Annotated in this window: 14 protein-coding genes; 8 read left to right on the plus strand and 6 right to left on the minus strand. The window is 36.3% G+C overall.

Annotated features, from left to right (window positions below; all coding sequences use genetic code 11):
• Positions 1-34: 34 nt before the first annotated feature.
• Together FJR06_RS04915 and FJR06_RS04920 are read left to right on the plus strand one after the other, a co-directional pair.
• Positions 35-1,528 (plus strand): NADH-quinone oxidoreductase subunit M, encoded by a 1,494-nt coding sequence (locus FJR06_RS04915; protein WP_015079415.1) that lies wholly within the window; start codon positions 35-37, stop codon positions 1,526-1,528.
• A gap of 169 nt (positions 1,529-1,697) precedes the next feature.
• On the plus strand, positions 1,698-3,020 hold the full coding sequence (locus FJR06_RS04920; protein ID WP_015079414.1) for a CO2 hydration protein: 1,323 nt from the start codon (positions 1,698-1,700) through the stop codon (positions 3,018-3,020).
• A gap of 230 nt (positions 3,021-3,250) precedes the next feature.
• Here FJR06_RS04920 and FJR06_RS04925 read toward each other — a convergent pair whose 3' ends face one another.
• From FJR06_RS04925 to FJR06_RS04950, 6 genes are all read right to left on the minus strand, one after another.
• On the minus strand, positions 3,251-3,721 hold the full coding sequence (locus tag FJR06_RS04925) for an ArsC/Spx/MgsR family protein (protein WP_015079413.1): 471 nt from the start codon (positions 3,719-3,721) through the stop codon (positions 3,251-3,253).
• Between the two features lie 234 nt (positions 3,722-3,955).
• Positions 3,956-4,567 carry a cupin domain-containing protein gene (locus FJR06_RS04930; RefSeq protein WP_015079412.1) on the minus strand — a complete coding sequence of 204 codons (612 nt, stop codon included), beginning with the start codon at positions 4,565-4,567 and terminating at the stop codon, positions 3,956-3,958.
• 241 nt (positions 4,568-4,808) lie between these two features.
• Positions 4,809-5,294 (minus strand): hypothetical protein, encoded by a 486-nt coding sequence (locus FJR06_RS04935; RefSeq protein ID WP_168650977.1) that lies wholly within the window; start codon positions 5,292-5,294, stop codon positions 4,809-4,811.
• 263 nt (positions 5,295-5,557) lie between these two features.
• Complete coding sequence (locus tag FJR06_RS04940) at positions 5,558-7,060, minus strand: Fic family protein (protein ID WP_168650979.1); 1,503 nt, start codon at positions 7,058-7,060, stop codon at positions 5,558-5,560.
• An 84-nt stretch (positions 7,061-7,144) separates the two neighbouring features.
• A complete protein-coding gene (locus FJR06_RS04945) occupies positions 7,145-7,483 on the minus strand; it encodes a XisI protein (protein ID WP_015079404.1) in 339 nt (112 codons plus the stop codon).
• Positions 7,471-7,890, minus strand: coding sequence for a XisH family protein (locus tag FJR06_RS04950; RefSeq protein ID WP_041458292.1), 420 nt, complete (start codon positions 7,888-7,890; stop codon positions 7,471-7,473). Before FJR06_RS04950 ends, FJR06_RS04945 begins: the two co-directional genes overlap by 13 nt.
• Positions 7,891-8,213: 323 nt before the next feature.
• Between FJR06_RS04950 and FJR06_RS04955 the strand changes: the two genes are divergently transcribed.
• The 6 genes from FJR06_RS04955 to hypE all read left to right on the plus strand — a co-directional run bounded on the left by FJR06_RS04955 (position 8,214) and on the right by hypE (position 14,685).
• Positions 8,214-9,374, plus strand: a complete 1,161-nt coding sequence (locus FJR06_RS04955) for a hypothetical protein (protein ID WP_168650980.1) — start codon at positions 8,214-8,216, stop codon at positions 9,372-9,374.
• 39 nt (positions 9,375-9,413) lie between these two features.
• Entirely contained in the window at positions 9,414-11,765 is a 2,352-nt protein-coding gene (gene hypF, locus FJR06_RS04960; protein ID WP_168650982.1) for a carbamoyltransferase HypF, read from the plus strand.
• Between the two features lie 58 nt (positions 11,766-11,823).
• The gene (locus FJR06_RS04965; RefSeq protein ID WP_015079400.1) at positions 11,824-12,072 is read left to right on the plus strand and encodes a HypC/HybG/HupF family hydrogenase formation chaperone; all 249 of its coding nucleotides are present in this window, start codon (positions 11,824-11,826) and stop codon (positions 12,070-12,072) included.
• A gap of 58 nt (positions 12,073-12,130) precedes the next feature.
• Complete coding sequence (gene hypD / locus FJR06_RS04970; protein WP_015079399.1) at positions 12,131-13,282, plus strand: hydrogenase formation protein HypD; 1,152 nt, start codon at positions 12,131-12,133, stop codon at positions 13,280-13,282.
• Positions 13,283-13,306: 24 nt separating this feature from the next.
• Positions 13,307-13,522, plus strand: a complete 216-nt coding sequence (locus tag FJR06_RS04975) for a 4-oxalocrotonate tautomerase family protein (protein ID WP_015079398.1) — start codon at positions 13,307-13,309, stop codon at positions 13,520-13,522.
• A gap of 68 nt (positions 13,523-13,590) precedes the next feature.
• Positions 13,591-14,685 (plus strand): hydrogenase expression/formation protein HypE, encoded by a 1,095-nt coding sequence (gene hypE, locus FJR06_RS04980; protein WP_015079397.1) that lies wholly within the window; start codon positions 13,591-13,593, stop codon positions 14,683-14,685.
• Positions 14,686-14,779 lie beyond the last annotated feature (94 nt).

Genomic DNA, 14,779 nt, shown 5'->3' on the forward strand with positions numbered 1-14,779 from the left:
CCAATTACCAATTACCAATTACCAATTAATAAATATGTTGAGTGTTTTAATTTGGCTACCAATTATAGCCGCTATAATCATCGGTTTTTATCCAGCAAAAAATGTTCCTGCAAGTCAGATTCGGTTAGTATCTTTAATCGTCACAGGTTTAGTTTTGCTGTGGAATATTTTCATTTTGTTAAAATTTGATATCAGCAATCCAGGGATGCAGTTTACAGAATATCTACCTTGGAATGAAACATTAGGTTTAAATTATCAGTTAGGAGTTGATGGATTATCAATATTAATGTTGGTATTAAATAGCTTCCTCACTTGGATTGCTATTTACAGCAGCAGCAAAGATACAGAACGTCCTCGGTTATTTTATTCCCTGATTTTGTTTGTTAGTGGTGGCGTTGCTGGTGCTTTCTTATCAGAAAATTTGCTTTTGTTCTTCCTATTTTATGAATTGGAATTAATTCCCTTTTATTTACTAATCTCCATTTGGGGAGGAGAAAAACGAGCCTATGCGGGCATGAAATTCCTGATTTATACAGCCATTTCTGGGGCTTTAATTTTAGCCACATTTTTAGGCATGGTATGGTTAACAGGTTCTCATAGTTTTGCCTTTGATGCTGTGGCGACTCAAAACATTTCTGCGGGAATGCAATTAGTATTATTAGCAGGAATAGTTTTAGGTTTTGGCATTAAGATTCCTTTAATTCCTTTCCATACTTGGCTACCTGATGCTTACGTTGAAGCTTCTGCACCTATCGCTATTTTGCTAGGTGGAGTCTTAGCAAAACTGGGAACTTATGGACTATTACGATTTGGCTTGGGAATGTTTCCTCAAACTTGGCAGATTATCGCCCCAACTTTAGCAATTTGGGGGGCAATTAGCGCGATTTATGGGGCAGTTGTAGCGATCGCCCAAACAGACATAAAACGCATGGTAGCATATAGTTCTATCGGCCACATGGGCTATATTTTACTAGCAGCAGCAGCCGCCACGCCTTTAGCATTAGTTGGTGCAGTCGCCCAAATGTTTAGTCATGGAATTATTCTCGCTATTCTCTTCCATTTAGTCGGAGTTATTGAAACCAAAGTTGGGACAAGAGAATTAGATAAACTTAGTGGTTTAATGAGTCCTATTCGCGGTTTACCATTAATTAGTGCCTTGCTGGTTTTAAGTGGCATGGCTAGTGCTGGTATTCCCGGTTTAACAGGTTTCATTGCGGAATTTATTTCCTTTCAAGGCAGTTTTTCCAGCTTTCCCATTTCCACAATTTTATGTGTAGTAGCATCTGGTTTAACCGCAGTTTATTTTCTTATTCTTCTCAACCGTACCTGTTTTGGCAAACTGCAAAATAACCTAGCCTACTATCCCAGAGTATTATGGAATGAAAAAGTTCCCGCGCTAATTTTGGCATTCTTAATTATCTTTTTGGGAGTACAACCCACCTGGTTAGTGCGTTGGAGTGAAACCACAACTACCGCTATGGTAGCGGCAGTTCCCACTATCGAAAAAACCGTAATTGCCTTGAAGTAGTTATCTCGTTCCCAGTCTCCGACTGGGAATGCTATCACAGAGGCTCTGCCTCTAATTCTAATATTATTGAAGGCAGAGCCTTCTAGAATTCATTCCCACACAGAGTATGGGAACGAGAAGAAAACTGTTCCGCAATCAAAAAAATTTTATTAACCAAAACAAAAATATTATGGTACAAACTCCAGCTAAACCAAATACAAAAATCCCACCTTCAAAACACGAATTTGCAGAAATTATTCATCGTTTAGAAGCTGGCGGTTCAATGTTACCAGATACCCCAGAAAACTTAATGCAAATTATCGGTATTTATAAAGCTTATGCTGTACCAATGGATTTCTATTGGCGAGACTTACTTTATATTGCCGAAAGAGTATTTTTAGATCCTTTGCCAGCTTTTAAATATTTCCTACCCCAAGAATATCTAGACTTACATAATCACTATGCCGGGGATGATGCTGATTTAAGAATTTGGCGAGGTATAGCCACTGCACACCCAGAACTTTTGGCATTTATGCAAAAGGGTGAAACTACCAAAATGCCGAAAATTTTCCATCATTTATTCCATGACAGAATTAACATGGAATTTGCGGAAGCCTGTATGCAGGCTATGTTTTGGCATCGCAAAATGTATGCACCTGTTAATCAATTTGATGCCTATTTAGATTCCGAAGAATATAAAGCTAATGCTGATAAAGCCATTAAAGCTTATTTTCGGAAAAACCCCCTCATGTCGGGACTTTATAAACTGTTTCCTGATATGTTTTTGGAACAGTGCCGGATGATGTCCTATTATTCTAATTTAGGACTTTTTTGGGAAGTCATGGCACCAGTATTTTTTGAAATGTCAGATATTTATGATGAAGGTGGTTTCAAAAGTGTACCTGATGCCATGAATTTTCTCATAAATGGTATATTTGCTATTGCAGGTCGTCCGATTTATCATCATGTTTATATTGATGGTGAATGTTATGAAATCATCCCCAAATCTAAAGGTTTTACTTGGCTATATGAAGCCGCATTACCCTATGTAGAAGCTGTTTTTTATCGCACAGCACCATTTAGAGGGACAAAGTCTTATAATGCCCAAGCAGGACAAGTTCCAGAAGATCAAAAAGACTTCCATTATGGGATTCTTTACGCTGATGTTTTTCCTGTGGGTACAGCCGGAATTCCGCCAACATTATTAATGCAAGATATGCTGCACTTTTTGCCTCAATATCTTGTTGATTATTACCAAGAACATTGTCGAGGAGAAGAGGATATTTTGATTCAATTGGGGATTACTTTTCAACGTTCGATGTATAATGTCACATCGGCGGTAATTCAAGCTTTAAGAACTGCCCTGTTGTATCCTTTAGATGATGAAAATCCCCAGCATTTACAAGCAAATCGGGAATTTTTTGAAATGCAGCTAAATCGCTTTACTCGCACTGATTATGGTATGCGTGATGCAGCGAGATTACGGAACATTCAAAGACAGGATTATAGATAAATGGCGTTGCTGATAGCCTGCGTGGCGTAGCCATATTGAATTGAGGTATGAAATTCCCAAATTTAACCTTTATCTTACCTTTGCGCCTTTGCGCCTTGGCGTGAGACTAAAATTCATACCCTTAATCAGCAACACCGATAAATTATTGTTTTTACCCGCCTTTTTTCTCTGAATAACTTTGAGAACTAAGAAAGAAGCGGGTAGAGATTTTTTAATACCTCATGTCCTTGTCAGTGATTTTTACAACCACCTTTACCATGATGGTGGTCGTGATCTTTTCCATGAGAGCAGCCCTGGAGGTCTTGCTGCATGAGGTTTTCACTCATTGGTTTTAAAGACTCATCTGCGGCTTTCAAGCCTATCCATGCGTCAATTTTCTCGACATCAAAGCCTACTTCTCTTTTATCCCCTACTTGGATCAAGGGACGACGGATTAATAAGGGATCTCTCAGCATCATGACCAAGGCATTTTCAGCGGTGATGTTTTCGGGATTCACCTCTCCTGATTTTACACTAGGCGCAGCTTTATTGAACCATTCTATGACAGGGCGATCGCCAAAAAATGACCGCAATTTTTCCACTGTCCAAGGTTCTGTTAATAGGTTATATACTACTACTTCATGACCTGCTGCTGTTAGCAAAACTTTTTGCTTTGTACCACCTTTACAGCCTGGTTTTTCATAGAAAATTACTCTGGCCATTGCTGTTTCTCCTATAAGGTTATAGTTGGATGTTTGGATAGGAAATAATTAACCGCAGATTAACGCAGATAAACGCAGAGAGAAGATGATTATTTTGATTGATAGCTAACACTTAGATCCCCGACTTCTAAGATTAATTATTCATTTATTAACAATATCTAAAAAGAAGTCGGGGATCTTATTTTCTATAATATTTATCAGCATAATCTGTTATTTCCTTTTTTGCCACTACCTTTAAAATTTTTTAGCAATGTGATTAGTTACGTCAAATTCAAATCTCTGTTTTGGGTTTGTTTCTCCATAAATATTAAATGTTACTGTTGGTTCTTTACCAATGGCTTGAACTTGATGTATTGTCTCAGGTGTAAAACTGATAATATCACCGGAGGATAAATTTACTTCGCCTGTTTTTTCAATTTTATCAGGAAATTCTGGATGAGAACTCCGTCGCCAAAAGGTGTTTTTTTCCTGACCTTTTAAGATTGCCACTATTCCCCATGTTCCATGGTTATGAATAGTAGAAGTTGTTCCCGGTGCAAATGTTACTGTTTGTACAGTTAAAGGAAATCCTAATTCATCATATAATAGTAAAACAGAGATTCCCGTTTTTGGATCAGGTTGTAAAGGTTGACTTTGTACCCAATAGGAATTTATCATTAATCGTCTTACCAACATTCTAATTTCTGGTAGTCGTGTTGATTCATCTTCGACATTTTTGAGAACGTCTTCGACTTCAGTTAAAAAGCGATAGAGACGATAATTATCACGCAATAAATCCCATGATCTTGCTGATTTACAAACTTGATATTCTCCATTTTCAGCAACAAATAAATCCTGACCTTGCATAAATTTTAAAATATTGACTGTGCAGAATTAGGTAAAAAAATTATAGGAGGAGATGTTTGAGGCATTTTAGTTACAGGAGTCAAGGGAGATGTAGGCATTCCTGGTAGAATCACAGTATTCTGGGTAGAAAATGACGATATTAGCTGGGAATTTGAGTTGAAAGATAACCAATTATTCATGATTCGTAATTTGTTGATTGCTTGTAGTTGTCATTTGTAAGGAGTTTTCCCTATCTTCATATTTAATCGTCTTCTTCTGGTGGACGAGTTAAAATATCGAGAAGAATACCAGCACCAAAATCATTTTTGTCATCAATACTTTTTATTTTGGTACTGATTTCTTTCGCTTGTTCTATCTTTCCTAGTTTAGCTAATACCAAACCAGAAGCAGCATAAGCAGTTAAGTACAATCTGATTTGAGATTCTTCGTGACGTTTAACTAGGATAGGTTTAAGTTCTTGCCAATTATCAGGTAGACTTTCCGCTTTTTTTATTTTAGCGGTTATTTTCTCTGCTGTTGTCAGTGCTAAGACATAATTATTTTTGTAGTAAAAATATCTATAAGCTGCAACTAAAACATCTGTGTTATCTCCTGTTTTAGCTAACGCTTGCTGCATATATTTTGTAGATTCTTCTGTATTTTCCCAAGTCTGTGCAGCTAATATTAATAATTCTTTGACATCATCTGCTACATCAAACCATGAAAAGCTATTTGTATCAATTTGCATAATAGGTAATTAATCCCATTTGTTCTGGAATATTGGGGATTTCCCATATTTACTATTTAACAGTTAAAATTATATTTATTTAGATAAATTTAATTATTTTATCACTTTGGTAAAATGAGAGAAAATGAAGTCTGTCCAGAAGGTGTGTAATCTGATGATTTTTTAGATGGTTTTCCCGCCTACCTACTTAGAAACCAAGTAATTATATTCCTAGAGGAAGCAGGAAAACAAATGATTAGTAAGGTATCGCTCCTACTCTTTTATTAAACACTCTTATTCCAATACTCTAAACCATTGACAATTACATCTTCCAACCACTTCTTAAAACGTTCTGTCAGGTTACTCTCTTCATCAGCATAAGAAAACTGAAATAGAGAATCTGTTAACGCTTGGATATCACTAATATTTCCACTAACACTAATATTTCCACTAATATTTCGTTCACCTTCTCCAGTATTATCTCTATGATATGCACAAGCAGAACAAGCAAGTAATCCGAGATACTCGTATCCTACTGCATGAAAAGAAAGTAGAATTGTTGTTGATGATTCTACATTGATCACCAATTGTATCCAACTGTGATAGGGACGAAGATTAGCAAAGTAACCTAATTGTTTAGCTGTGTCCACAACTTGAAAGCGATGATAATATGATTTTTTATCACTAGCCGCAGCCGCAACTACAAAACTATCAGCATCACTTACTAGATTTTGAACAGATAACTTAATTTCGGTAGCGATATCTTGTAAACGAGCCGATGCAATTTTAAACAGATTTGTCGCAAAACTTTCAACTTTTTGACGACGCTCTGGAATAGTAGCTGATTGATTTTGCTTAATTTTGTTAGCTATGGAAGCAATAACAGCCTGAGCGCGGCGTGTTTCGGACAAAATTTGTTCAGATAAACCAAGACTACGAATAAATGCCTGTTTTTGACTTTTAGCAAACAAGTTAATCAAGTTTGATAAATCACCTTGATCTGCTTGCTCTAAAGCTCCAATATAAGCTGCTCTCTCGTCACCTGTAACAACCAAAGGAAACCATCTAGCTTGCAGAAAAACTAAACTAGCAAGACAGCGAGCCACACGACCATTACCATCTTGAAATGGATGAATTTGCGTGAAGCGATGATGTAACCATGCTGCTTCCACTTCAGGGGGAATTTGTTCTATTCTATGTTGATGATGCCATTGAATCAAATTATCCATTTCAGAAGTAACCTGTTCTGGAGGGCAATATTCATCTATAGAGCCATCTTTTCTTTCTGGATTATTAGGTTGCTTCTTCCAGTCACCTCTGTTCAGAGTAACACGAATAATTTGTCCTGTTGGTGTTTTTGCTTCTGTAGTGTCTTGATTCTGGGTGAGAACTTGATGTAACTCTTTGATGTAGGAAGTAGATAAGCTTCTCTCTCCACCAACAAAATCAAATAATCCTTCGATCGCTGCTTCTTGATCTTGGATAAGAGATACAATTTGCTTAATTGGGGGATTACCAAGATTATTAGGATTATGAGCAATAAGAGCCTCATTAATTCCTTGTTCAATTAATACACGGGTGATTCCTCTGTCTAGGGTATATAGTCCTTCAATAATTCCAGTTTCAATAGCAATCTCTCGACATAACCTTTCCATAAAGGTTTTGAATTCTCCAGAAGAACGCAGTCGTTCTGCTTGTTCATTCCAAACAGTGACTAAAGGTGGTAATTCAGAACTTGCTAAATTTTCCCAATTTGATGGTAAATTTTCTATTGGTTGCCACTGCATGAATAATCTCCAAAAACTTGATAGTACGTTCCTTATATTATACAAGTACGCGATTAATCTAACCTGTAATTAACAAAATTTTACCTAAAAAACCGCAAATTCCGTATATTTCCGTACTTCAGGCGCTTTAAACCCTAAAATAATATGTCCTTTTGGTATTCCCCCAGCAACCAAATCATTAGCAACCCCCTCCTCAGTACCATCATGTTGAATCCAAACCTTACCATCAATTAAATCAAGATGTAATAAAGTTCCATATATCCGATAACCATTTTTCCAACCAGTTTCTACTAATAAATAACGATCATTTTTCTCATCTAACACCAATTCAACTTTAACTTGTTCATCATTGCCAAGAAAATCAGCATATTCTTCAAGAATTTTTTTAATGATTTGACGATATTGATTAGTTAAGGAATCCATTTGACAATTACCTCCTGTTCAGCATCAAAACTAAATAAACGAATTACACCATCTTCAATTAAAGTTTGACCAGCTTCTTCTTCAAAAACTGTTTTACAAGTGCTTTCACTCACAGCCAGAAATAACTTATATTCAGGATAATAACGTGCTAATAAATGATCATACAAAACAAATTGACCAACAGCGTCTTCCAGGTCTTTCATATCCGAAGGACGAGTAAAACTTTTCACCTCAACAGCTATTTTTTCTGTTTCTCGTTCTGCTGCTAATAATCTTTCAGCACCTAAATCAACAAATAGATTTTTACCTCTTGCTAAACGAATTCGTAAAGGGTCATGGATAATTTTCCAACCATCTTTGATAAGTGCATTTTTTACAGTATTGTGATAGATGTCTTTAGCTGGCATAGTATTTATTTTATCAACATAATTTAACAAAGTAATCTCAACTCTATCAAGTAATACAATTATATCATAATTCATGCTGAGGCAAGCTTTTCTATAACCAGTATCAAACAATTGTTATTGCTTTAACAGAAACTTTACGAAAAATGCAGGAAATTGATAGAATTATTCCAGGTTTTCCAATAATCTAAGTAGATGAGTTTCACGCAAGGAAACCCAACATTTTCCAAACTTTGTTGGGTTGCGCTATCGCTTAAACCAACCTACAATTTTATTAACTAAACCGTATTGGAGTAAATAGCGTAAATATTAATTCCCTATCTACATTGCAAACCCAAAATATCCCCCATTTACCCCTCTCCCCTCATGGTGCAAAAATAATATTAGGAAACAATATTACACCAGAACAAATAGCAATACCTATTGCACCTACTCCCACAACAATGTTTGGACCCCGTGCAGCTTGTTTATTATCACCAACGGGACCATTATGGGTAGCAGATACAGGACATCATCGTTTATTAGGGTGGCGAAATTTACCCACAAAAGATCATCAACCTGCTGACTGGATAATAGGACAACCTGACTTTTTTCATGAAGGACAAAACGCTAAAAGAACACCAGGAAAATCTACATTTAGTGTCCCTACAGGTATTTGCAAATGTGGTCATGGTTTAGCCGTTGCAGACGCTTGGAATCATCGCATTCTCATCTGGTATAATATCCCTACAGATAGTCATATTCCCGCAGATTTAGTATTAGGACAATCTAACTTTATTGATAATTTACATAACCGAGGAAATCAACAACCTGCGGCAAATACTTTACATTGGCCTTATGGTATTTTCTATCATCAAGGTAAGTTATTTGTAGCTGATACTGGCAATCGTCGCTTATTAATTTGGAATCAATTACCCACAGAAAATGGACAACCTGCGGATATAGTTTTGGGACAACCAGATATGATATCACGCAATGAAAATGGGGGTGGTTCTCCCACTGCTGCTAGTATGCGTTGGTGTCATGATATCACCCTTTGGGAAGATAATTTAGTTGTCACAGATGCAGGTAATAATCGGGTTATGATTTGGGAAGGAATTCCCACAGCAAATAATGCCCCTTGTGCAGTGGTTTTAGGACAAAAAAACTTCAATTTTGTGGAATTGAATCAAGGTGTTTATTTCCCTAGTGCCAGTAGTTTAAGTATGCCTTATGGGGTAGATATTGCAGGGGATTGGTTAATAGTTGCTGATACAGCTAATTCCCGTTTGCTAGGATGGAAAAAACGAGCATCTATTTTATTATTGCAGGGTGCTAATGCTGATGGTGTGATGGGACAAGATAACTTTACAAATAAAAGTGAAAATCGGAATTTTGGACTACCAACACGACAAAGTTTAAATTGGTGTTATGGAATTAAGGTTTGTGGTGAGAATGCGGTAGTTGCTGATTCTGGGAATAATCGCGTTTTGATTTGGAAGTTTTAATTATTTCGCGCAAAGATACAAAGGAGCAAAGACGCAAAGATGAGAATAGAAGAAATTCGGGTTTGTGGTATTGTGCAAGGGGTGGGTTTTCGTCCTACTGTGTATCGTTTGGCGAAGGTTTTTGGTTTGAAAGGTGATGTTTGTAATGATGGTGAAGGGGTGTTAATTCGTGTTTCTGGGAGTGAGGAGGAAATAGCGGAGTTTGTGAATCAATTATATCAAGAATGCCCTCCTTTGGCAAGAATTAATGAGGTGATTAGAAGTCCATATTTGGGGGAGTTTGATTTTAATGATTTTGTAATTTCTCGCAGTGTTAATAGTGTGGTGAAAACGGAAATTTCTCCTGACGCTGCAACTTGTCCCCAATGTCAAAGGGAGATTTTTGATCCTTTTAGTCGTTATTTTCGTTATCCTTTTACTAATTGTACTCATTGTGGTCCAAGGTTGAGTATTATTCGGGCTATTCCTTACGATAGAAATAACACTAGCATGGTGAATTTTTCAATGTGTAAGGAATGTGAAAAGGAATATCAAGATGTCGAAAATCGTCGTTTTCATGCCCAACCTGTGGCTTGTTTTGAATGTGGACCGCGTGCATGGTTAGAAAGGGCTGACGGTAAACCTGTTATCTCTGATATGTTTTCTATGTTAGATGATGTGGATGCTGTTTGTACTTTATTACAAAAGGGTGAAATTGTTGCTATTAAAGGTTTAGGCGGTTTTCATTTAGCTTGTGATGCCACTTTAGAAAATGCAGTTTTAAAACTCAGAAATCGTAAACAGCGTTATCATAAACCTTTGGCTTTAATGGCAAGGGATATTAATATTATTTCTGAATATTGCTATATTAATGAGTTGGAAAAAGAATTATTAACAAGTCCTGCTGCACCTATTGTTTTATTAAATATTAAAGATAATAGTAAATTAGCATCTGACCTAGCCCCAGGACAAAATACCCTGGGTTTCATGCTACCTTATACGCCGTTACATCATTTAATTCTCAGAAGAATGAAAGTACCCATAGTTTTAACTAGTGGGAATATTTCTGATGAACCACAATGTAGAGATAATGAAGATGCAAAAGATAAATTATCAAAAATAGCTGATTATTTTCTTTTACATAATCGAGATATTATTAATAGAGTAGATGATTCCATAGTTAGAGTTATTGATAATCAAATACAAACCCTTAGACGTGCTAGGGGATATGCACCAGCACCGATTAAATTACCACCTGGATTTGAGAAAATACCGCCAATTTTAGCCATGGGTAGCGAGTTAAAAAATACCTTTTGTTTATTAAGAGAAGATGAGGCGATTTTATCACAACATTTAGGAGATTTAGAAAATGCGGCTGCTTTTAATGCTTATCAAGAAATATTGAATTTATATCTCAATTTATTTTCCCATAAACCAGAAATAATTGCTATTGATAAACATCCAGAATATCTATCATCTAAACTTGGCAAAGAACTAGCAACAGGTAACAAAATTAAATTAGCAGAAATTCAACATCATCACGCTCATATAGCCGCTTGTATGGCAGAAAATCAAATTTTTTTAGATACAAAACCAGTATTAGGAATAGCATTTGATGGTTTAGGTTATGGTGAAGACGGTACACTGTGGGGAGGAGAATTTCTCTTAGCAGACTATCAAAATTTTCAACGTTTAGCCACATTTAAACCTATGCCCATGATAGGAGGAAAACAGGCAATTTATCAACCTTGGAGAAATACATACTCTCAATTAATTAATGCTTTCACCTGGGAAGAACTTAAAGAAAAATATAGTGATTTAGAAATAATCAAATTCTTAGAACATAAAAACCCTAGACTACTCAATCAAATCATAGAAAAAGGTATTAATTCACCCGTAATATCATCAGTAGGAAGATTATTTGATGCAGTTGCAGCCGCCATAGGTATTTGTCGAGAACAATGCAGTTATGAAGGACAAGCAGCCATAGAAATGGAAGCAATAACTGATATCAATATTTTAAACAATGATAAAGAAAGTCTAAATTATTCCTTTAAATTTGAAAAATTAGATAGTATTTATTATATAGATACATCCCCAACATGGCGAGAAATTCTTAATGATATTAAACAGCACATCTCATCATCAATAATAGCTGCGGGATTTCATAAAAGTTTAGCTATTGCTATTGTAACAATGGTTCAACAACTTAGACAAGAACATCAATTTAATCAAGTAGCATTAACAGGAGGCGTATTTCAGAACCAAATTCTATTACAACAGGTAAAAATGCGACTAGAAAAATTAGAACTTAATGTATTAACTCATAGTATAGTACCCACAAATGATGGCGGATTATCACTAGGACAAGCCGTAATTGCAGCCGCTAAATACTTAAAAGAAATAACATAAAAACCTCTGTTGTCTCTGCACCTCTGCGTGAAATAAATATTAAAAAAGGAAAACTAAAATGTGCTTAGGAATACCCGGACAAATCACAGAAATAACCAACCCAGAACATAAACTAGCCATAGTTAATATTGGAGGAGTCAAACGCCAAATAAACATAGCCTGTATAGTTGACGAACAACACCCCCCAGAAACTTGTATAGGAGATTGGGTATTAGTCCACGTCGGTTTTGCCATGAACAGAATCAACGAACAAGAAGCAGCAGAAACATTAAAATTATTACAAGAAATAGCCCAATTTTATCCTTAAAATCTCCTTTATTCCTTTGCGTCTTTGCACCTTTGCGCCTTTGCGCGAAACAAAAATTATGAAATATGTAGATGAATTTCGTAACCCAGAAAAAGCCCAAGCCTTACAAAAAGAAATCAAAAAACTCAGCCAAAAAATAGACAGACATTTAAAAATAATGGAAGTATGTGGAGGACATACTCATGCTATTTTTAAATATGGAATCGAAGAAATATTACCAGATAATATTGAATTAATTCATGGTCCTGGTTGTCCAGTTTGCGTAATGCCTAAAGGGAGAATAGATGATGCGATCGCACTCTGTCAACTACCCAACATCATATTTACCACATTTGGCGACGCAATGCGCGTACCCGGTGCAAAAACCAGCTTATTACAAGCCAAAGCCCAAGGTGCAGATATTCGCATGGTTTATTCACCCTTAGATAGCCTGACAATAGCCAAAGAAAACCCCCATAAAGAAATCATCTTCTTTGGTTTAGGCTTTGAAACCACCGCCCCCAGCACCGCATTTACCATTCTCCAAGCAGCCGCAGAAAATATCACTAACTTTAGTATGTTTTCTAATCATGTATTAGTAATTCCCGCATTAGAAGCATTATTAGAAAATCCCGATTTACAACTTGATGGTTTTGTTGGTCCTGGTCATGTAAGTATGGTCATAGGCACAGAACCTTATGAATTTATTGCCCAAAAATATCATAAACCCATCGTTATTTCTGGCTTTGAACCATTAGACATCTTCCAATCAATTTGGATGTTATTAAAACAAATAGTAGAAAATCGTTGCCAAGTTGAAAATCAATATAATCGCTTAGTAGAACCTAGAGGAAATCAAAACGCCTTAACAGCCATAAATAAAGTATTTGCAGTCCGTGAAAAATTTGCATGGCGAGGTTTAGGAGAAATCCCCAATTCCGGTTTTAAAATCCGCGAAGAATACGCCCAATTTGATGCAGAAGCTAAATTTACAATTCCTAATTTAAAAGTAGCAGATCATAAAGCTTGTCAATGTGGAGAAATTCTCAAAGGAGTTTTAAAACCTTGGCAATGTAAAGTATTTGGAACAGCTTGCACACCAGAAACACCCATAGGAACTTGTATGGTTTCCTCCGAAGGTGCTTGTGCAGCATATTACAAATATGGGCGACTTTCAACTCTGGCAAAAAGAGATAAATCAGGTGTATCAACCGAACCTATATCAGTCTAAATTGCACAATTTGAGGAAAATTATATGCCTTTTGTAACTGTCCAAATTGGTAAAGGTCACTCCATAGAAAAAAAGCGAAAATTAGTTAAAGCTGTAACTGACGCTTTAGTTTCTGCCTTAGGAACAAAACCCGAATGGATAACTATTCATATTGATGAATTTGAACGGGAAGATTGGGCAGTTGGTGGCGTTTTACATTACGATAAACATAATGGTAGACATGAAGAAACGGGTAGGTAATTAATTAATAATGACAGGCATCTTGCCTGTCCCACAAGAAAACATTATAATTACAAAACAATTTTAAAATGACAATCAACTCTCATCAAAATCCCCTTTTCCAAAAAATTGAACAAATCCGTCGTCGTCAAGGAAAGGTAAGAGATACTCATATTAACTTATCCCATGGTAGCGGTGGTAAAGCCATGAGAGATTTAATCGCCGATATCTTTGTGAAAAGTTTTGATAATCCCATTCTTTCCCAATTAGAAGACCAAGCCACATTTGATTTAGCCAATCTTTCCCAATATGGAAACAGATTAGCATTTACCACAGATTCCTATGTAGTAGACCCCTTATTTTTTCCTGGTTCAGACATAGGAGAATTAGCCATAAATGGCACAATTAATGATTTAGCTGTGAGTGGTGCAAAACCTTTATATCTTACCTGTAGCGTCATTTTAGAAGAAGGTTTACCAGTAGAAACATTACGGCGTGTAGTTGCCAGTATGCAAAAAGCAGCCCAAAAAGCCGGAGTGCAAATAGTTACAGGAGACACCAAAGTTGTTAATCGTGGTTGTGCCGATAAATTATTTATTAATACTACCGGAATTGGCATAATTCCTCCAAACATTGATATTTCTCCCCGCCATATTCAACCAGGAGACGTAGTAATTATTAATGGAGAAATAGGCAATCATGGCACAGCAATATTAATTGCCAGAGGAGAATTAGCATTAGAAACAGATATAGAAAGCGACTGTCAACCACTGCATGAATTAGTCGCCGAAATTATCAAAGTTTGCCCGCAAATTCACGCCATGAGAGACGCAACCAGAGGAGGTTTAGCCACAGTATTAAACGAATTTGCCCACACAGCAAACGTAGGAATACGCATTAATGAAAAAGCAATTCCTATCAGAGAAGAGGTAAATGGAGTATGTGAAATCTTAGGTTTAGAACCCTTGTATTTAGCCAACGAAGGAAAATTAGTCATAGTTGCACCTCCAGAAAAAGCCGATTTAATTTTAGCAACAATGCAAAACCACCCCACAGGAAAACAAGCATCTATCATAGGTGAAATTATTCCCACACCACCAGGAATAGTCCTCTTAAAAACCGCCTTTGGTGCAGAAAGAATCATAGATATGCTAGTCGGCGACCAACTTCCAAGAATTTGTTAGAATCTATAAATTACGTAGGTTGAGTTGACAAAATAAACCCAACGCTTCCAACATTTTTGCGGTTTTGTTGGGTTGCGCTATCGCTTAACCCAAC

Source organism: Dolichospermum sp. UHCC 0352 (assembly GCF_009711925.1).
In the GTDB taxonomy this organism is placed as follows: domain Bacteria; phylum Cyanobacteriota; class Cyanobacteriia; order Cyanobacteriales; family Nostocaceae; genus Dolichospermum; species Dolichospermum lemmermannii.